Source organism: Novosphingobium album (ex Hu et al. 2023) (assembly GCF_022832385.1).
In the GTDB taxonomy this organism is placed as follows: Bacteria; Pseudomonadota; Alphaproteobacteria; order Sphingomonadales; family Sphingomonadaceae; genus Novosphingobium; species Novosphingobium album.
In genome coordinates this window covers 170986-188931 of record NZ_JALHLE010000002.1, presented here as the reverse complement: position 1 = coordinate 188931, position 17946 = coordinate 170986, and the positions used below count along the sequence as shown (strand labels likewise).

Genomic DNA, 17946 nt, shown 5'->3' with positions numbered 1-17946 from the left:
TCTTCCGCCCGTGCTCTTGTTGTCGAGCTTCGGGGATAGGGCCGCCTTCGGCCATGTTCTCGACAGACCGTGCGGCCTTACGTGCAATTTGCGAAAAGCAGGGCTATCGGGCCATGCCCACAGGCGCCATCGGAGCAGCATCCACGATGAAGATACACCCGGTCTATGCGGAGATGGAACGTACCATTTTCGACCTGATGTCGGGATTGGCCCGCGAGCATGGCGCGATCAATCTGGGGCAGGGCTTTCCCGATGCGCCGGGGCCCGAGCCGGTGCGCGAAGCCGCCGTGCGGGCCCTGCGCGAAAAGTCGAACCAGTATCCGCCCGGGGCTGGCCTGCCCGAACTGCGCGAGGCCGTCTGCGCGTATTACGCAAGGCGGCAGGGCCTGGAGCTTTCGCCGGAGCAGGTCACTGTTACTTCGGGCGCCACCGAGGCCATCGCTTGCGCGGTGCTGGCCACGGTGCAGCCGGGCGACGAGGTGATCCTGTTCCAGCCTGCCTACGATGCCTATGCGCCGATGGTGCGCCGGGCTGGGGGCGTGCCGGTTTCGGTGATGCTCTCGCCGCCGCACTTCGCCTATGACGAAGCGGCGCTGCGCCGCGCGATCACGCCGCGCACCCGCGTGGTCATGGTCAACGATCCGCTCAATCCTGCAGGTACGGTGGCGAGCGAAGCGGAGCTTGCGATGATCGCCCGCGCTTGCGTGGAGCACGACCTGATCGCGATCAGCGACGAGGTGTGGGAGGACGTGCGCTTCGACGGCGTGCCGCACCGCTCGCTCACGACATTCGAGGGCATGGCTGCCCGCACTGTGAAAATCGGATCGGCGGGCAAGATCTTCGGCATCACCGGCTGGAAGATCGGCTGGATGATCGCGCAGGGAGAGCTGGCGACGGCGGTGTCGCGCGCGCACCAGTTCGTGACGTATGCCAGCGCGCCGCCGCTGCAATGGGCCGTGGCCGAGGGGCTCACGATGCCCGATGCGATGCTGGCGGAGCAGCGTGCTGGCTGGGCCGCATCGCGCACGCGGTTGAAGGTCGGGCTGGAGACGGCAGGCTTTGTTGTCCTGCCCAATGCCGCGACATGGTTCCTGTGCGTGGATCTCATCGCCTCGAGGATCACGATGACCGATCGGGAATTCAGCCAGCGGGCGGTCGCAGAGGCGGGCGTCGCGACGATTCCGGTATCCGCGCTTTACGAAGGTGAGGGGCGTCCCGAAAACATCGTGCGGTTCTGTTTCACCAAGCCCGATGCCGTGATTGATGAAGCGGTGCAGCGGTTGGAGCAGTGGCGCCGCACCTTGGGATGAACTGCCGCGCTGCCTAGGTGTGAACGGCTGGCGCCTTGCGGCGGCGCCGGACCAGTTGGCCGTTGATGTAGTGCCACAGGAAGGCCGCCGGGAGCGTCAGGCCGATGATCCAGTGGGTCAGGCTGCTCCATTCGCGCAAGGTCTCGCCCCCTGCATAATAAAGCAGGTATCCGGTGACGACGAGCACAGTCAGCACCACGCTGAACACGATCCCGGCAAAACGCTGTGCGGTGTGATGCCACCCCTTGGGGATATGGGCGACGAACATGCCGCCGATGCCCAGCAGTGCGGGAATGAGGAAGAAGCCGTGGAGCTTCATCATCCATGGTTCAAGCGGGTTCATCTCGGGGCCGAAATCCCCTTCGGTCTGTCCGTAATAGTGCAGCAGCAGCCAGGCGGCGCCCGTCAGCCATAATCCAGTGCCCGAGAGGCTGAGCAGCCAGATCTGCCATGAAGCAAGCCGTGCGGTCCGGCGGTTGGGCATTGCGCAATCGTCTCCAGGTCTCAATCGGTCAGCACATAGCCGCCGTGTCCCGCAAGCAGGCACTGCGCCAGCCCGCGGTCGGCCATGGCGATCTTGGTCATGGCATCCGCCATCACGCACCGGTCCGCCACCACCGTCACGCGCTCCTTGCAGACGATTGCTTTGCGGTCAAAGCCGATGTGAGGCGTGAAGACCCGCCCCCAGCGGCGGCGGCGATTTCCCAGATTGGCGGAGCTGGCAACCGCCCGGTCGGTCAGGGTTATTTCCTTCCGCACTCCACCGTCCGCATCCCTGAGCGAGACTGGCCATGGGCGCCCGCCGAACATGCGGATGTCTCCGCCTGCATTGACCAGTCCTTCTGGTGCTCCGGCGCCTTTCAAGGCCTCGACCGCGCAGTCGACCGCATAGCCCTTGGCAATGCCGCCCAGGTCGATCAGGACGGGGCGGGCGCACCGGACATGCCCGCTGTCCAGCACCTCGATGTCCGTGGCGGTCCCCCAGCGGCCCCGCTTGGCCCGGAAACGTGGTTTCGGCAGAAATCCGCCGCGTACAAGTTCGTGCCCTACCGTCACATCGAACAATCCGCCGCTTGCCTGATGAAGGTCGCGCGCGACGCGCAGCACTTCGGCCGTTTCCGGTGCAACCTCGACACGCTTGCCGGGCGGTGTGCGGCGGATGCGCGCGATGTCGCTGCCCTCATCATGAAACGACATGAGCGATTGGACATGGGCAATGGCCGCGAAGGCCGCATCGATCGCCGATGCGGCCCCCTTGGGCACGGTTACCTCGACAAAGGTGCCGAGAAGCGGGCGGCAGCGTGTCGGCAAGGCGCCGGGCTCAAGACTTGCCCAGCGCCACCTGATGCAGTGCGAGCAGGCGCTTCACACCATCGGTGAGGTTCCGGCACGACAAGGTGGCACCCGAGATGTTCGGAATGTCCTGGTTGAGCTTGAACGGGTCGCTGACTGCCTTGCCTTTGAACAGGTTGCGCCACTTGGCATTGCGCACCTGATCGCCTTTGCTCTCGCGGTAGGACATGATTTCGACGCCGAGAACGTGCCCGTCCGTCGAGATGCCGGTGGCATAGGTGATCATCTCGTGCTTGCCGATCACTTCGTCGACGATTACCCAGCCGACCTGCTTGCCACCGGCCATAGCTTTCCAGACACGCGGTTTATCGGTGCGCTGCGGCACTTTCGCAATCGCCTTGATCTGCTTGAGCTGATCCGGGGAAAGCGTGACGGAATAGGCCGTAAAGCTGGTCGCATTCGGGATCACGGCCCGCTGCGCCTGCTCCACGTTGAGATAGTCGACTGCGTAGGCCGGTGCCGACACTACGGTGAGGGCAGGAAGACCCAGCAGTGCCGTCCAGATCGAGCGGTTCATAGCCTTGCGCCTCCTTAGAAGTTGTAGCCCAGCTTGAGCCGGAACTCGTCTTTCGTCTTTTCGATCAGGTGAAGGTGTCCGGTCTGGCCTTCGTACTTCTCGCCGCCGCCGGTGATCTGCGGGAACCAGGTCAGCGTGGCCCACATCCTTTTCCCGCCATAGTGGATGGTCGGGCCCGCAAAGAGCGACCAGCGTTCGTTGCCGACTTCGGTTTCATACTCGGACGCCCACTGCGTTTCGGCACCGATGAACCAGTTCGGAGCGACGCGGTAGGACAGGCCGGTGCCGACCGACAGCTCGATTTCCATTTCCGGGGTGGTCGGCCAGTCAAAACCCTCAGGCAGGTTCGCAATGGCCTTGCGGTCTTCGTAGCCGGCCTTCAAGCCAATGTTGCCGATCCAGGTGAGCTGGCCCTGCATGAAGTACTTCTGCGCGGCAAGGACGGTGTGAGCTTCGTATTCCAGCTTGTCCTGGCCACTGTGCGGGTCGAGGCGGTTGACTTCGACCGAGGTGATTACGGCCAGGCCGAAGTTGTCGAGAGCCGGGCTCAGGACGTTGAACTTGGCACTCAATTCGACGCCGGAGAAGCGCGGCCCCTTGTTGATCGGCTTGGGAAGGTAGCCGTCAATGGTCAGGCCCGCCGTGTCGATCGAAAGGATGTTTGCGGCAACTGACAACTGGATCCGGTCGGTGACGCCATATTCCACTTCAAGCTGGGTATCGACAGCGCGGTAGTGCCCCTGGCCCTTGTCCGAACGCAGTGTGTTGAAGACATAGAGATCGCCGGATCCCTTGGGCAGGACTTCGGCCCCGGTGTTGTAACCCAACAGGTTTTCGTCGGCGTGGGCTACTCCGGGCACCGCAAGGCAGGCGGCAGCGGCCGCCCAAGCGAATCGAATGTTCATGATCCCTCACTGTTTTTTGAATGTTGCACCGCCAATATCGCTAATGCGAATGCGTCTCAACAGCTATTTTTTACAATTCAGCAACAATTGAATTGATCGAGATCAAGGACGGCAGAAAACATTTGCCGTTTCACGGCCCGCCTTTGCCGCCGGCTCCGGCCCATATTTTGAAGGACGCAACGGCGGCCCTCTTGCTGTACCCCTGTGTGCCGGGCGTTCGGCCCCGGATACGCCGGCAAGGCGGTTGTGAGGCCGGAAATCGCAATACTTTTGTCCGTCTGCCGGAAATGAGTTCGTCCTGTCTTGCTGAATTGCTGCAGTGCGGCATCCTCCGTGGTTTGGGGAACAGGACGAGGGCAGCAATGCAACAGGCAGGCGATTCGCTGTGGAATGAAGATCTTGCGCCGACGCGCGCTGATCAGCGCAACTGGCGCTGGTATCATTTCGCGGCGCTGTGGGTCGGAATGATCGTGGCCGTTCCTACCTGGATGCTGGCGGCCGGTCTGATCGAACAGGGGATGTCGGCATTGCAGGCCGCAGGGACCGTTCTTCTCGGCAATGTCATCATCCTCGTGCCGATGCTCCTGATCGGACATCCGGGGGCACGCTTCGGGGTGCCGTTTGCGGTGTTGGTGCGCTCTTCCTTCGGCACGATCGGTGCCCGCCTTCCGGCTCTGGCGCGGGCGCTGGTTGCTTGCGGCTGGTATGGGATCCAGACCTGGATCGGCGGTGAAGCCCTGCTGACGTTGCTGGGAATTTTTCTCGGTTCCGATTTGCGCGGCGCGCACCTGCCATTCTTCGGGATCGGTATAGGCCAGCTGCTGGCGTTCCTGGCCTTCTGGTCGATTCAGTTGCTGTTCGTGCGAAAGGGCATCCTCACCATTCGCCGTCTCGAGACCTGGACAGCCCCGCTCAAGATGGTCGCCTGCTTTGGCCTCTTGTGGTGGGCGGTGGATGCAGCGGGCGGACTGGGGCCGATCTTCTCCAGCCCTTCAGCATTTGCGCATGGCGGCCCCAAGGCGGGGCAGTTCTGGGCCGTCTTCCTGCCATCGCTGACCGCAATGGTGGGTTTCTGGGGCACGCTGGCGCTGAACATCCCCGACTTCACGCGGTTCGCGAAGAGCCAGAAGGATCAGGTTCTCGGCCAGACTCTCGGTCTGCCGCCGATGATGGGTATTATCGCGCTGATCAGCGTGATGACGACTTCGGCGACGGTCGTGATCTATGGGGAGGCCATCTGGGATCCGGTACAGCTTGCGGGGACGCTCTCCGGCCCGTTCGTTTTGATGGGCCTGATTGTGATCGCGGTGGACACGGTTTCCTGCAACATTGCCGCGAACCTCGTCTGCTCTGCCTACGATTTCGCGTCGCTCAACCCCGCGCGCATCTCCTATCGTACGGGCGCGCTGTTCACCGCTTTCATCGGCCTGTTCATGATGCCCTGGAAGCTGCTGGAGAGCACCAATGGTTACATCTTCACCTGGCTCACGGGCTACGGCGCGCTGTTGGGGCCGATCGCGGGCATTCTCATCGCCGACTACTGGCTGGTGCGGGGCAGAGAGCTCGACGTCGAGGGGCTCTACCAGACCGATGGACCTTACCACTACGGTAATGGGTGGAACGTGAAGGCGCTGTTTGCGCTGGTACTCGGCGTGGCGCCGAATGTCCCGGGCTTCCTGAAGGTGTCGTTCCCCGGCCAGTTTGGCCAAATCGGAGCCTTGTGGTCGGAGATATATGTTTACGCCTGGTTTGTCGGGGTGGCCGTTGCGCTGGTGACTTATGCGCTCCTGATGCGCCTGGGTCCTAAAGAGAGAGACATCGGCGCCGCCGAACCGCAATCGGCCTGATTTGTCAGGCGTTCAGGCCGCCGTTCACGCTGATGACTTGCCCGGTGATCTTGGCAGCCCCGTCGTTGCAAAGGAACAGCACGAGCGGAGCAATGTCGTCTGCGGTGGGCAGTCCAAGGCCAGCGCGTCGCGCGGCGCTGGCCATGCGTTCGGAACCCATCCGCTGGGCGCTGGCCGAGCCCTCTACATAGCTTGGCGAGATGGCATGGGCACGGATGCCATCTAGTGCCGCTTCCACCGCGAAGTTGCGGATGAAGCCGATCGTCCCGGCACGCGCAGCGCCGATGAGGGCCTGACGCGGCGCTGCGTAAATCCCCGCGTCCGAAACAAAGGCAATCAGGGTTCCGCCCTGTTGTGCGAGGAAATCGTGAGAAGCGTAGGCCAGCCGCTCGACCCAACCGACCGAAACGTTCAGAAAGTCTCCGAACACTTCGGGGGATGTCTCTGGAAACAGGCCGGTAATACCCACTGGTCCGGTCGCCGTGCAGTCGATCACCGCATCGATCCGACCATATTGCTCCGCCACTTCGGCCACGAGCATCTCAGCTGCATCGTCTTCCCAGATGTCGGCAAGGAAGCCGTCGATTTCTCCGAGGTAGGACAGGCCGGTGACGGCGGCGTCCACCTTTTCCGCTGTGCGGCCGTGCAGTGCTACTTTCCAGCCATGCGACAGCGCATGGCGCGCAATAGCGCTGCCGATCGAGCCGGAACCGCCGGCGATCAGCAGGACCTTCTGGTCAGTCACTGGCATCCCGGTCAGTCACTTTCGAACGCCGCCCGCATGTCGTCCGGCGCAAGGTCGGAGAACTTGGTGATCCGTGCCTCGAACTTCAGACGCACGCGCCCGGTCGAACCGTGACGCTGCTTGGCGACGATCAGTTCGGCAAGGCCGGTGACCTGCTCCATCTTCTGACGCCAGGCCTCCCACTTGTCGATCACGTCCTGCGGATCGCCTTCGGCCGGGTACTTTGGCTCAGTCGCGTTGACGTAGTAGTCCTCGCGGAACACGAACCAGACCATGTCGGCGTCCTGTTCGATCGAGCCTGATTCGCGCAGGTCCGAGAGCATCGGCTTCTTGTCCTCGCGCTGTTCGACGGCGCGGCTGAGCTGTGAGAGCGCGATCACCGGCACTTCGAGTTCCTTGGCCAGCGTCTTCAACCCGCGCGAGATTTCCGAGATTTCGTTCACGCGGTTGTCGTTCGCGCGGCCAGAGCCCGACAGCAGCTGGAGGTAGTCGATGATGATCAGGCCGATGTTGTGACGGCGCTTGAGGCGGCGTGCGCGCGTGCGCAGCGCGGCAATCGAGAGGCCCGGCGTGTCGTCAATATAGAGCGGCAGTTCGGCGAGGCGCTGGCTCGCGAAGGACAGCTGCTGGAAATCCTCGCGGCTGATCTTGCCCATACGTAGCGCTTCGGAGCTGATGCCCGACTGTTCGGCCAGGATACGCGTCGCGAGCTGGTCGGCGCTCATTTCGAGGCTGAAGAAGGCAGTCGGTGCGCCTACCGATTTGGCGGGTTCGATCCCGTCACGCACGGTATCGTCAATGTATCGCTGAGAAGTGTTGAAGGCGATGTTGGTGACCAGCGAGGTCTTGCCCATGCCGGGGCGCCCGGCAAGGATGATAAGGTCGGAATCGTGCAAGCCGCCGATCTTCTGGTTGACCGAGGTGAGTCCGGTGGTCTTGCCGGAGACGTTGCCGCCCGAATTGAACGCCTTCTCGATGTTGAAGATCGCGGTGCGTGTCGCGGCGGAGAAGCTCTTGGCCTCGTTCGCGGTCGCTGCGCCTTCGGCCACCTTGTAGAGCGCCGCTTCCGCCTGCTCGATCTGCTGCTGCGGATCGACCGATTCGGAGGTGTCCATGGCCCCTTCGACGAGGCCCCGGCCCACCGTGATCAGCTCTCGCAGCAGGGCGAGGTCGTAGATCTGGTCTGCCAGTTCGCGTGGGGCGAGCAGGCCCTGGCCGTCGGCGGTGAGGCGGGCGAGGTAGGCCACGCCGCCCAGTTCCTTGAGCGCCTCGTCGCTCTCGAAATAGGGGCGCAGGGTGACAGGCGTGACCACGGCCTTGCGATCGAGCAGGTGCAGGATGCGCTCATAGACGCGCGCGTGGACCGGCTCGAAGAAATGCTGGGGGCCAAGCTGGGTCTGAAGCTCTTCGATCACGCGGTTGTCGATCAGCACAGCACCGAGGAACGCGGCCTCTGCCTCGACGTTCGAGGGCAGGGTACGCGCTTCGCTCGCGGCCGGTTTGATGAGAAGGTCTTCCTGAGCCATAAGCGCGGCACCATGGTCTCGGCGGACAGCGCTCGCAAGCGCGATCTGTGTCGTTTTTAATCCACAGGGTGTGGAGGACGTTAGTCGGGCTTGCCCGCGCGTGCTGCAAGCGCGTAAAGGCGGTGCGCATCATGCCGGACCCGCGGATCAATCACATCGAACTCGACGAGGCGACCATCCTGTGGCGCAACGCCGATATCGAACAGGAACGGCGGATCGCCATCTTCGACCTGATCGAGGACAACGTGTTCAAGCCGCTGCGCTCCTATGCCGCCGGGCATCAAGGGCCGTACCGGCTCAAGCTGGCCGTGAGCGACGGCAGGCTGTCGCTGGAAATCGAGAACGATGCCGGCGAGCCGCTGGAGACGCTGCTGCTGGGGCTTGCCCGTTTCCGCCGCCCGATCCGCGAGTACTTCGCGATCTGCGAAAGCTATTATCAGGCGATTCGCAAATCGACACCGCAGGAAATCGAAACCATCGACATGGCCCGGCGCGGCGTTCACAACGAGGCGGCGGAACTGCTGCTGGAGCGGCTGGAAGGGAAGGTCGAGACAGACTTTCCCACGGCCCGGCGCCTGTTTACGCTGATCTGCGTTCTGCATATCCGGGGCTGAGGAGGGGGTTTTTGGCAGCGCGGGGAGGGAAACAGCGCAAACGTGCGCGGCTGAGCGGTGTTGCCCGGCTGCGGAGTTTGGGCGTGCTGCTGCTGGTGGCGCTGGTCGCCGGCGCGTGGACCTGGTGGCAGATGCATCACTGGCTGCCGGACCGTGCGGTTTTCCCGATGCAAGGTGTCGAGATCGGCGTTGACGACGGCGATGTGAACTGGGATTCCCTCAAGGCGATTGGCGTCGACTTCGCGTATATCGATGCCAGTGCGAGCGCTTTTGCCCGCGATCCGCGTTTTGTCGCGAATTTCGATGCGGCGCGGGCCGCGAAGATGCAGGTGGGTGCGGTCCACCGTTACGATCCCTGCCAGCCGGCCGACAAGCAGGCAGCGAATTTCGTCACCACCGTGCCGCGCGACGCCTCGCTGCTGCCCCCGGCGGTCGAACTCGACATGCTGGCTGACAATTGCCCGGTGCACGTCAGCGACGCGAAGGTCGAAAGCGAGCTGATGACTTTCCTCAACCAGATCGAGACCCACGCGGGCAAGCCAGTGATCCTGAAAGTCACATCCCGGTTCGAGGCGCGCTATGGCATCGCCCACAAGCTGGACCGCAACCTGTGGCTGGTGCGGGACCGGCTGATGCCGGACTATGCCGGGCGGCCCTGGACTTTGTGGACGGCCAACACCAGTCTGGCGAACGAGGTTGCGCAGGATGATCTGCGCTGGGTAGTTGTGCAGCCATGAGCGACAGCAAACGGGACGCCCTGATTGCGGCTGCACGCAAGGCGGCGGCCGGGGCCTATGCCCCCTATTCGAACTTCCACGTCGGTGCGGCGCTGCTGCTGGCCGATGGCTCGGTGGTGACCGGCGCCAATGTCGAGAACGCGAGCTACGGCCTGGCGCTGTGCGCCGAGACGGTGGCAGTTGCCAAGATCCTCTCGACCGTGGGGCGGGGCAAGCTCGAGGCGGTGGCCGTGACGGGTGGTGCACCCGGTGCGCCGGGCGAGGGACCTACGGTCACGCCGTGCGGCCGTTGCCGGCAAGTGCTCAACGAGATCGCGCAACTGGGCGGCAGCGACCCGGTGATATGGTGCGACGGCGCCGACGGTGTGTTGGAACTGCGGCTGTCAGCGCTGTTGCCGCATGCCTTCGGGCCTGCGAACCTCGATTGAAGCCGGGCGTCAGGCCCGGCTTTCGCGCTCGATCAGCCATTCCAACAGGGCGCCCATGCAGTCCTGGCCGAGTTGCTTCGACCGTTCGGGGCTCCATCCCTGACGGCGCTCGGCCGCCGGATTGTGATCCTTGAACGGCATCTCCAGCGTCATCGACACGCAGCCATAGCGTTCCGCGAGCTGGTTCGTGGACATCGAAAGATTGCCTTTGCCGGGCCGGGCGACGGGGTAGCCCAGCCGGGTCTGGAAATCGGGCGTGCGCCGTTCCAGCAATTCGGCATAGCGGTTGTAGCCGGAGAGCTGTTCGTCCTTGAGTGAAGGAATGCCTTCGAATCCCGCGAGGAACACGGCTGGAATCGCCTCGTCGCCATGAACGTCCATCGCGAAGTCGACTCCGCTGGCATCCATGGCATTGCGGATCGCCAGTACCTCGGGGGACTTTTCGGGAGTGGGACTATCCCATTCGCGGTTAAGATTCACGCCCGCCCCATTGGTGCGCAGATGGCCGCGGCGTGAGCCGTCGGGGTTCGCATTGGGAACTACGTGCAGACGGCAACGGCGGCGCAGCTCGCGGCCGGTCGAATTGGCCGGGTCGGCAAGCAGTTCCAGCGCGCCTTCCATCCACCATTCGGCCATCGATTCGCCGGGGTGCTGGCGGGCATAGAGCCAGACCTGTACCGGGCCTGCCCCCATTTCGAGACAGTCGACCGGCTGCCCGTCCAGCGTCGTGCCGAGGCAGCGGTAGTCCACCTCGCCGGCCATTTCGGACACGAGGTCGTGGTGGCGCTCCATCGAGTAGGGCGCGAAGTAGGCGAACCACGCGACGTTGCCGGAAGGCCTGTAACGAATCGTCAGCGAGCCGCCGTCCCGGCCTTCGTCCCAATGGCTCTCGGCTCGGCCCCAGAACTGGCGGTCTTCGGATACGCAGGCATTGTAGCCGGGCCAGCCCATCGGATAGGCGGTTGCATTGAGACCGGTCAGGATCAGCGTGAGTTCCCGTTCTTTCGCGCCGCTGACGCGAAAGTGGAACCATTGCGCGAAATCGGAATTGCGGTCCCGCCGAATGGCGAGACGGGCAGTGTTGCCTTCGATGGAGAGAACTTCGATATTGCCGGAATCGAATGCGGCGCTGATCTGGATGTCGTTCATTTCACCAGGATAGTTTCGCCGGACTGCCCCGGAAACCCCTTGAACAGCGCTTCCGCCATTTTTGCGGCTCCCAGTGAAGTTTGCGCCATTGGCGAACTGGCGGGCACGGTGAAGGCGGCGCGGCCTTCCCACAAGTGCCTGCCGCTGGCGCGGTCCTGGATGGTAACGGCGAGCCTTGTTTCGACCTGTTCGGGCGGCGGACCGGACAGATCGATACCAATTCCTACGCCGACCCCCGAACCATAGCTGCCCGTGGCGCCGCCAACGCCGACCGATACCGGATTGGCATTGCGTTGCGGCTGGTAGCGCTGCCGTTTCAGACTGAGTACCGCCACCTGGTTGCCGGGGTCTTCTCCAGACAGAGGCTGCGTATAGCCCAGCTTCGCCAGTTCCCGCGTTACGGCACCGGCGTAAGCGCGGAATTCCATATCGTCTAGCTGACCCTGCGCGGGCTCCACGCGGATCGTGCCGTGCCCGAGCGGTGAGGTGTCGGCGGCGTGAAAGCGGGAGACTTCGACGGGGCCTACCGGCGCAACACAGCCCGAAAGCGCTAAGCTGGCGGCAAGCACGAGGGCGCCGGTCAACGGGCCGGGCCGGTGGGCAGAACGGAACTGTTTCATGGCATCCTCCAGCCTCCTGGCGCCGGTTTGCCGCGCCCTGGCCGGGGATGCAAGGAAAGTCACCGGGGCGGTTCGGCGTCGGCGATGGGGGAGGGCTGACCGGCCGGGACGATCGCTTCGGCCTTGGGGAAGTTGTCAAACAGGGCCAGGGCGAGCTTGGTGGCGATCCTGCCTTCGTTCCAGTCGTCGTCACCTTCGTAGGTCGCGACCGTTGCGTAGCCCTCCCACAGCACCTGACCGCTCGCCTTGTCTAGAATACGGGCGTCGAGCCGGGTCGACACGAGTGCGGGGAGGGGCTTGGTCAGATCCACATTCACGGCAAGGCCATAGCCAGAATATCCATGCGACCCCACCGAAACGGCCGCGCTGCCGCTGACCGGGCTTCGTTTGGTTTCGGCGGGAACAAGCACCTGGCGGCTGATCTGCAGCTTGGCCACTTGCGCGTCCTGATGGCCTGGCTGACGGGTGTCATAGCCCGCGCCGACCAGTGCGTCGACGATCGCCGCCTCATAGGCCGCGCGCTCGGTCTGTCCGATCCAGGGACCGTCGCCTGATTCGGATTCCACGGTGATAGCGCCGTGTCCGAGTTCTTGCGCTGCGGGCGCGGCGGTGACGAAGCGGCTGACCTGCACGCGGCCTTCGCGCGAATCGCGGCTGTGGTTGCGCAGCATCCGCGCATCCACCGGGCCATCCCAGCCCTGAGATCCCCAGCCGGGCGATCCCCAGCCTGGCCCCCAAGGCGCGTGCTGGGCCTGAGCCGGAGGAGAGGTCAGCAGCATGGCGGCAACGCTCGCGGTGAAGGCCGCGCCTTTGAGCTTTGACATAACTGGTATCGTTTATCCGAAATCGGTGGGGTCGCGCCCGTATGATCCTTGTGTGACCAGGCCGATTGCCAGCAGATGAATGGAGGAGCAAGGCATGGGGCCGGGCGTGTCGTGCTTGACTTTGGAGGCCGCTGCCACTAACGGCGCCACTTCGAATTTCCGGCGGTCGGTAACCGCCCAGACAGACGAGACACACGATGAAGATTCGCAACAGCCTCAAGTCGCTCAAGGGCCGTCACCGGGACAACCGCGTGATCCGCCGCCGTGGCCGCACTTACGTCATCAACAAGACCAATCGCCGTTTCAAGGCCCGCCAGGGCTGATTCGTTTCGCCCATCCCCTCCGCAGGGCGGGGATCACAGGCGGACGGGCTATTGTGTTGACGGTATGAGGCCCCCGCCATTCGCGGGGGTCTTGTCATGTCTGCCATAGATGCTGTTGTTTTCGACGTAGGCCGGGTGCTTGTCCAGTGGGACATGCGCAGCCTGTTCGCAAAGCTCATCGATGATCCTGAGCGGCTTGACTGGTTCTGCAGCACCGTCGTCACCGAGGAGTGGCATTTCCGGCATGACGCTGGCTGCGACCTCGCCGAGATGGTGGCAGAACGCAAGGCGCAGTTCCCCGGTCACGACGATCTGCTCGACGCTTACGCAACGCGTTTTCTGGAAACGATTCCCGGCAACGTCCCCGGCAGTCATGAGATCGTTCGTGAACTGGCGCGGCGGCACGTGCCTCTGTTCGCCATCACCAATTTTGCCAGTTCGTTCTGGCAGGAGTTTCGCGCGACAGAGCCGCTGTTCGATCTGTTCGGGGATATCGTCGTTTCGGGCGATGAGAAGCTGGTGAAACCCGATCCCCACATCTTCAACCTGGCGGCCAGCCGCTTCGGCCATGAACCGGCTGCGATGCTGTTCATCGATGACAATGCCGCCAACATCGCCTCGGCGCGCGCGCTGGGCTGGCAGGTGCACCATTTCCAAAGCGCAGAAGCGCTTCGAGCGGATCTGGAGAGCAGGCAGTTGCTTGGTTAGTCCAGCGGTGCGTGGCTGGGTTGACGATCTGGAGCGAATCGGTCCGGTTTTGCGGCGTTTGTGCGTCTGAATTTTCTTTCGCAAGTGCAGCGTAAACGCTTGGCAAGTCTCTTTCCATGTTGCATCACATGGACAAACGGGAGTCACAATGACGGCTGCGAGCACGACGAATTTCGACGAAATGCTCAACGGGGACGGATCAATTCGTCCCGCCTATTCCGATTTCTGCGAATGGTATAATTCTCAGGATACGGCGTGGCTGAAACGGCAGGATGCAGAGGCTGAGCGCTTCTTCCGCCGCATTGGCATCACATTCAACGTTTACGGTGAAGAAGCAGGTGAAGAACGGCTGATCCCGTTCGACATGATCCCGCGCATTATTACCGCGCGCGAATGGCGAAAGCTGACGCGGGGGATCGAGCAGCGGGTGCGGGCGCTCAACGCGTTCCTGCAGGACCTCTATCACCGGCAGGAAATTATCCGCTCGGGCCGTCTCCCGGTGGAGGCGTTGCGCAACAACGAAGCGTTCCTGACGCAGATGATCGGTTTCACGCCGCCCGGCGGGGTCTATACCCACATCGTCGGCATCGATCTTGTCCGCACCGGTCCCGAAGAATTCATGGTGCTGGAGGACAATGCCCGCACGCCGTCCGGGGTCTCGTACATGCTCGAGAACCGCGAGACGATGATGGCGATGTTCCCCGAACTGTTCACCAAGATCCCGGTGCGTCCCGTGTCGGATTATCCGCGCCGCCTTGCTCGTTCGCTGCGGGCCTGCGCGCCGCCAGCCTACAAGGGCGGCAAGCGACCGGTCGTCGCGGTCTTGACGCCGGGCATCTATAACTCGGCCTATTTCGAGCACGCCTTCCTCGCTGACCAGATGGGTGCCGAGCTCGTCGAGGGCAGCGACCTGCGCGTGGTGGACGGCCGCGTCGCCATGCGAACGACCACGGGCTACAAGGCGATCGATGTGATCTATCGCCGGGTGGACGACGACTATCTCGATCCGCTCACGTTCAATCCCAGTTCGGTGCTGGGCGTTGCCGGGATCATGGATGTCTACCGGGCGGGCGGCATCACCATCGCCAACGCGCCGGGCACGGGCATTGCCGACGACAAGGCGATCTACAGCTACATGCCGGAGATCGTCGAGTTCTACACTGGCGAGAAGCCGATCCTGAACAACGTGCCGACCTGGCGCTGCTCGGAACCGGGTGCGCTGGCCTACGTGCTGGACAATCTTGCCGATCTGGTGGTCAAGGAAGTCCATGGCTCGGGCGGCTACGGCATGTTGATCGGGCCGACGTCCTCGAAGAAGGAAATCGCCGCGTTCGAGGCCAAGCTGCGGGCGAAGCCGGAAAACTACATCGCGCAGCCGACACTGTCGCTGTCGACCGTGCCGATCTTCACGAACGCGGGGCTGGCGCCGCGGCACGTCGACCTCCGGCCCTTCGTGCTGGTTTCGCCCGACGGCATCGACATCACGCCCGGCGGGCTCACCCGCGTGGCGCTCAAGAAAGGATCTCTGGTGGTCAATTCGTCGCAGGGCGGTGGCACCAAGGATACCTGGGTACTGGACGAGTAATGCTGGGAAGAGCTGCCAACGGCGTTTACTGGATGAACCGCTACCTCGAGCGGGCGGAGAATACCGCGCGCCTGATTGATGTGGGGTTCCATCTCGCCCTGACGCGCGGAAACAAGGAATCGGCCGACGAGGAATGGAAGTCGGTTCTGACGACGACCGGCCAGGTCGATGCCTATTGCGCGACCCACGATGACTTCAGCGGGCCGCAGGTCTTCAACTACCTGCTGCGCGACAAGGACAATCCCGGCTCGGTGCTGCAGATGGTCGAAAACGCCCGCACAAATGCGCGGGTGGTACGCACCAGCATCACCAACTCGGTATGGGAAGCCACCAACGAAGGGTGGATGACTCTGCGCGATCTGCTGTCCCGCCCTGTGCGCGAGAGCAATCTGGGCGAAGTGCTTACTACTGTCCGTCGCCAGTCGATGCTGGTCCGCGGTGCACTGGAAGGTACGATGCTGCGCAACGAGGTGTTCAACTTCGCCCGCATCGGCACGTTCATCGAGCGTGCCGACAACACCGCGCGTATCCTTGACGTGAAGTACTACGTGCTGCTGCCATCAGTGGCCTGGGTGGGATCGAGCCTCGACAATGTGCAGTGGGAAACGCTGCTGCGCTCGGTCGCTGGCAACCGTGCCTTCACCTGGCTCAATCCCGGTTCGATGGACCCGAAGGAAATCGCCCGCTTCCTGATCCTGGATGGTCAGTTCCCGCGCAGTCTGGTGTTCTGCTACGAGAAGATCCGCAGCAACATGGCGGGCCTTGCCAAGGAATACGGGCACGAGGTCTCCGCGCACGAACTGCTGCGCGATGCCGGGGCCCGGCTGCATCAGATCTCGATCGACGAGATATTCGAGGGCGGGCTGCACGAATTCCTGCAGGACGTCATCGGCAAGACCGTCGAAATCGGCAATGCCATTGCTGCCGACTACCGCTTTATCGAATAGGACCGGCACACGTGCTCCTGACCGTTACCCACACCACGCGCTACAGCTTTTCCGAAAAGGTCTCGCACGGCCTGCAGCGGCTGCGGCTCAAGCCCAAGCCGACGCATGGGCAGGAAGTGCTCGAATGGGACATGGATCTCGCGGGAGCGAAGCCGGAGGCCGAGTATGACGACCAGCATCACAACCACACAGAACTTGTGTCGATCGAGCCTGGTGTGCCCGAGGTCGTCGTCACTTGTCGCGGAATCGTACGGACGATCGATAACAATGGCGTGACCGGGATGCACACCGGTCACATGCCCTTGTGGTGCTTCCTGCGCGCAACGCCGCTGACCCGTGCCGGCAACCGGGTGCGGCAACTGGTCGCTTCGATCGAGGCTGATCGCGGCGATACGCTGAACTTTCTCCATGCTTTGTCGCGCAGCATCGGCGAGCAAGTCGAATATGTGCCGGGCACGACCGATCCCTCGACGACAGCCGAGCAGGCCCTGGCGGCAGGGAAGGGCGTATGCCAGGATCACGCGCATATCTTCATCAGCGCCGGGCGTCTGCTGGACATTCCCATGCGCTATGTCGGCGGCTACCTGCGCATGGACGGCAAGGTCGAGCAGGAAGCGGGACACGGCTGGGCCGAGGCCTACGTGCCGGGGCTCGGCTGGGTCGGGTTCGATGTCTCCAACGAGATCTGCCCGGACGAACGGTATATTCGCGTAGCCACGGGTTGTGACTATAGCGAGGCAGCTCCGGTTACGGGTATTGCCATGGGAGCCGGGGAAACCCGTCTCGATGTCCACTTGTCGGTCGATGAGAAGGTGGTAGGCACGCAACAGCAGCAAATGTCTGCTAGTGGTGGGCAACAACAGAATCAGGGCGGCTGACGGAACGCGGCGCAGCCTGACGGTTGCACTATGTTTCGGGTTCGCAGGGGCAAAGTTTTGTAATGACGTATTGTGTTGGCATGATGCTGGATCGCGGGCTCGTTCTGATGAGCGATACCCGCACCAATTCCGGCGTCGACAACATTTCCACCTTCCGCAAGATGTATCACTGGGAAATCCCGGGCGAGCGGATTATCGCGGTGATGACGGCGGGCAATCTGGCCACGACCCAGGCTGTGATCAGCCAGCTTGAGGAGCGTAACAAGACCCCGTCGGAGCGGCATAACTCGCTGCTCGATGCAGAAACCATGTTTCAGGTCGCCACGATGGTGGGAAACCTCCTCCAGGACACGATCAGTGCCCGGGCCAGCGATAATGGGCAGGATGCTGCTGCCGGCACGTTCAGTGCGACCATAATCGTGGCCGGGCAGATCAAGGGAATGGAGCCACGCCTGTTCCTTATCTATCCGGAAGGCAACTTCATCGAGGCAAGTTTCGACACGCCCTTCTTCCAGATTGGCGAGACGAAGTACGGACGCCCGATCCTGATCCGGGGCTACGAGCGCGAGATGTCTTTCGAGGCTGCGGTCAAGCTGATGACGGTCTCGTTCGACTCGACGCTGAAGGCCAATCTTTCGGTGGGTCTGCCGCTCGATCTTCTGGTGATAGAGCGCGACAACTTTACGCCGTTTCATGAACGCCGTATCGATGCGTCAGATCCTTATTTTCAGTCTGTCTCGACTGGCTGGGGGGAGGCTCTGCGACAGGCGCTGGACGCTTTGCCCGATTATCACATGGATGCGGAAATCCGCGACGCAGCTGAATAGATCTTTTCCTGTTCAGGCATAACGAGCCGGTCATGCGTTCCAGTCCAGACGCTTTGCCTGCCATGCTACTATGATACAGTCCATCTCGCATTAGGCCTGCAAC

The 17946-nt window shown here is 62.9% G+C and carries 20 protein-coding genes; 11 read left to right on the top strand and 9 right to left on the bottom strand.

Annotation, left to right across the window (positions count from 1 at the left end; translation table 11 throughout):
- Nucleotides 1–113 precede the first annotated feature (113 nt).
- On the top strand, nt 114–1310 hold the full coding sequence (locus MTR64_RS02135; RefSeq protein WP_243990237.1) for an aminotransferase: 1197 nt from the start codon (nt 114–116) through the stop codon (nt 1308–1310).
- A gap of 13 nt (nt 1311–1323) precedes the next feature.
- Here the strand turns inward: MTR64_RS02135 and MTR64_RS02130 are convergent, their stop codons facing one another.
- From MTR64_RS02130 to MTR64_RS02115, 4 genes are read right to left on the bottom strand one after another with little or no spacing between them, the layout of a single operon-like run.
- Nucleotides 1324–1794: a hypothetical protein gene (locus MTR64_RS02130; RefSeq protein ID WP_243990235.1), complete on the bottom strand. Its 471-nt coding sequence runs from the start codon at nt 1792–1794 to the stop codon at nt 1324–1326.
- A 20-nt stretch (nt 1795–1814) separates the two neighbouring features.
- Complete coding sequence (locus MTR64_RS02125) at nt 1815–2621, bottom strand: FAD:protein FMN transferase (protein WP_243990234.1); 807 nt, start codon at nt 2619–2621, stop codon at nt 1815–1817.
- 10 nt (nt 2622–2631) lie between these two features.
- Nucleotides 2632–3180 carry an FMN-binding protein gene (locus MTR64_RS02120; protein ID WP_243990233.1) on the bottom strand — a complete coding sequence of 183 codons (549 nt, stop codon included), beginning with the start codon at nt 3178–3180 and terminating at the stop codon, nt 2632–2634.
- A 14-nt stretch (nt 3181–3194) separates the two neighbouring features.
- Nucleotides 3195–4085, bottom strand: coding sequence for a DUF6662 family protein (locus MTR64_RS02115; protein ID WP_243990232.1), 891 nt, complete (start codon nt 4083–4085; stop codon nt 3195–3197).
- Nucleotides 4086–4177: 92 nt separating this feature from the next.
- On the opposite strand from MTR64_RS02115, the gene MTR64_RS02110 reads away from it, so the two are divergent.
- A complete protein-coding gene (locus MTR64_RS02110; RefSeq protein ID WP_243990231.1) occupies nt 4178–5932 on the top strand; it encodes an NCS1 family nucleobase:cation symporter-1 in 1755 nt (584 codons plus the stop codon).
- A gap of 4 nt (nt 5933–5936) precedes the next feature.
- Here the strand turns inward: MTR64_RS02110 and MTR64_RS02105 are convergent, their stop codons facing one another.
- On the bottom strand, nt 5937–6683 hold the full coding sequence (locus MTR64_RS02105; protein ID WP_243990230.1) for an SDR family NAD(P)-dependent oxidoreductase: 747 nt from the start codon (nt 6681–6683) through the stop codon (nt 5937–5939).
- Between the two features lie 5 nt (nt 6684–6688).
- Nucleotides 6689–8203: a replicative DNA helicase gene (locus MTR64_RS02100; protein WP_243990228.1), complete on the bottom strand. Its 1515-nt coding sequence runs from the start codon at nt 8201–8203 to the stop codon at nt 6689–6691.
- 131 nt (nt 8204–8334) lie between these two features.
- Here MTR64_RS02100 and MTR64_RS02095 point away from each other — a divergent pair, with 131 nt between their 5' ends.
- Genes MTR64_RS02095 through MTR64_RS02085 form a run of 3 tightly spaced genes read left to right on the top strand, consistent with a single transcriptional unit; the run spans nt 8335 to nt 9982 of the window.
- Complete coding sequence (locus MTR64_RS02095; RefSeq protein WP_243990226.1) at nt 8335–8817, top strand: UPF0262 family protein; 483 nt, start codon at nt 8335–8337, stop codon at nt 8815–8817.
- An 11-nt stretch (nt 8818–8828) separates the two neighbouring features.
- Nucleotides 8829–9554: a glycoside hydrolase family 25 protein gene (locus tag MTR64_RS02090; RefSeq protein ID WP_419144904.1), complete on the top strand. Its 726-nt coding sequence runs from the start codon at nt 8829–8831 to the stop codon at nt 9552–9554.
- Nucleotides 9551–9982 (top strand): cytidine deaminase, encoded by a 432-nt coding sequence (locus tag MTR64_RS02085; protein ID WP_243990221.1) that lies wholly within the window; start codon nt 9551–9553, stop codon nt 9980–9982. Before MTR64_RS02090 ends, MTR64_RS02085 begins: the two co-directional genes overlap by 4 nt.
- 9 nt (nt 9983–9991) lie before the next feature.
- Here MTR64_RS02085 and MTR64_RS02080 read toward each other — a convergent pair whose 3' ends face one another.
- From MTR64_RS02080 to MTR64_RS02070, 3 genes are read right to left on the bottom strand one after another with little or no spacing between them, the layout of a single operon-like run.
- Nucleotides 9992–11131, bottom strand: coding sequence for a M14 family metallopeptidase (locus MTR64_RS02080; RefSeq protein WP_243990219.1), 1140 nt, complete (start codon nt 11129–11131; stop codon nt 9992–9994).
- Nucleotides 11128–11751, bottom strand: coding sequence for a DUF4136 domain-containing protein (locus MTR64_RS02075; protein WP_243990217.1), 624 nt, complete (start codon nt 11749–11751; stop codon nt 11128–11130). The genes MTR64_RS02080 and MTR64_RS02075 overlap by 4 nt, the downstream gene beginning before the upstream one ends.
- A gap of 59 nt (nt 11752–11810) precedes the next feature.
- Nucleotides 11811–12575: a DUF4136 domain-containing protein gene (locus MTR64_RS02070; protein ID WP_243990215.1), complete on the bottom strand. Its 765-nt coding sequence runs from the start codon at nt 12573–12575 to the stop codon at nt 11811–11813.
- A 197-nt stretch (nt 12576–12772) separates the two neighbouring features.
- Here MTR64_RS02070 and ykgO point away from each other — a divergent pair, with 197 nt between their 5' ends.
- From ykgO to MTR64_RS02040, 6 genes are all read left to right on the top strand, one after another.
- Entirely contained in the window at nt 12773–12898 is a 126-nt protein-coding gene (gene ykgO, locus MTR64_RS02065; RefSeq protein ID WP_004210176.1) for a type B 50S ribosomal protein L36, read from the top strand.
- 96 nt (nt 12899–12994) lie between these two features.
- Entirely contained in the window at nt 12995–13606 is a 612-nt protein-coding gene (locus MTR64_RS02060) for an HAD-IA family hydrolase (RefSeq protein ID WP_243990213.1), read from the top strand.
- A 148-nt stretch (nt 13607–13754) separates the two neighbouring features.
- The gene (locus MTR64_RS02055) at nt 13755–15191 is read left to right on the top strand and encodes a circularly permuted type 2 ATP-grasp protein (protein ID WP_243990211.1); all 1437 of its coding nucleotides are present in this window, start codon (nt 13755–13757) and stop codon (nt 15189–15191) included.
- Nucleotides 15191–16138, top strand: coding sequence for an alpha-E domain-containing protein (locus MTR64_RS02050; RefSeq protein ID WP_243990210.1), 948 nt, complete (start codon nt 15191–15193; stop codon nt 16136–16138). The genes MTR64_RS02055 and MTR64_RS02050 overlap by 1 nt, the downstream gene beginning before the upstream one ends.
- Nucleotides 16139–16149: 11 nt before the next feature.
- Nucleotides 16150–17016 (top strand): transglutaminase family protein, encoded by an 867-nt coding sequence (locus tag MTR64_RS02045; RefSeq protein ID WP_243990209.1) that lies wholly within the window; start codon nt 16150–16152, stop codon nt 17014–17016.
- 62 nt (nt 17017–17078) lie between these two features.
- Nucleotides 17079–17843, top strand: coding sequence for a peptidase (locus tag MTR64_RS02040; protein ID WP_243990208.1), 765 nt, complete (start codon nt 17079–17081; stop codon nt 17841–17843).
- Nucleotides 17844–17946: the final 103 nt, after the last annotated feature.

Coding starts and splice junctions, on each gene's coding strand:
- MTR64_RS02055 (WP_243990211.1), top strand. CDS start 13,755: ATGACGGCTGCGAGCACGACGAATTTCGACGAAATGCTCAACGGGGAC.
- MTR64_RS02095 (WP_243990226.1), top strand. CDS start 8,335: ATGCCGGACCCGCGGATCAATCACATCGAACTCGACGAGGCGACCATC.
- MTR64_RS02080 (WP_243990219.1), bottom strand. CDS start 11,131: ATGAACGACATCCAGATCAGCGCCGCATTCGATTCCGGCAATATCGAA.
- MTR64_RS02135 (WP_243990237.1), top strand. CDS start 114: ATGCCCACAGGCGCCATCGGAGCAGCATCCACGATGAAGATACACCCG.
- MTR64_RS02040 (WP_243990208.1), top strand. CDS start 17,079: ATGACGTATTGTGTTGGCATGATGCTGGATCGCGGGCTCGTTCTGATG.
- MTR64_RS02120 (WP_243990233.1), bottom strand. CDS start 3,180: ATGAACCGCTCGATCTGGACGGCACTGCTGGGTCTTCCTGCCCTCACC.
- MTR64_RS02130 (WP_243990235.1), bottom strand. CDS start 1,794: ATGCCCAACCGCCGGACCGCACGGCTTGCTTCATGGCAGATCTGGCTG.
- ykgO (WP_004210176.1), top strand. CDS start 12,773: ATGAAGATTCGCAACAGCCTCAAGTCGCTCAAGGGCCGTCACCGGGAC.
- MTR64_RS02070 (WP_243990215.1), bottom strand. CDS start 12,575: ATGTCAAAGCTCAAAGGCGCGGCCTTCACCGCGAGCGTTGCCGCCATG.
- MTR64_RS02085 (WP_243990221.1), top strand. CDS start 9,551: ATGAGCGACAGCAAACGGGACGCCCTGATTGCGGCTGCACGCAAGGCG.
- MTR64_RS02105 (WP_243990230.1), bottom strand. CDS start 6,683: ATGCCAGTGACTGACCAGAAGGTCCTGCTGATCGCCGGCGGTTCCGGC.
- MTR64_RS02100 (WP_243990228.1), bottom strand. CDS start 8,203: ATGGCTCAGGAAGACCTTCTCATCAAACCGGCCGCGAGCGAAGCGCGT.
- MTR64_RS02050 (WP_243990210.1), top strand. CDS start 15,191: ATGCTGGGAAGAGCTGCCAACGGCGTTTACTGGATGAACCGCTACCTC.
- MTR64_RS02060 (WP_243990213.1), top strand. CDS start 12,995: ATGTCTGCCATAGATGCTGTTGTTTTCGACGTAGGCCGGGTGCTTGTC.
- MTR64_RS02115 (WP_243990232.1), bottom strand. CDS start 4,085: ATGAACATTCGATTCGCTTGGGCGGCCGCTGCCGCCTGCCTTGCGGTG.
- MTR64_RS02075 (WP_243990217.1), bottom strand. CDS start 11,751: ATGAAACAGTTCCGTTCTGCCCACCGGCCCGGCCCGTTGACCGGCGCC.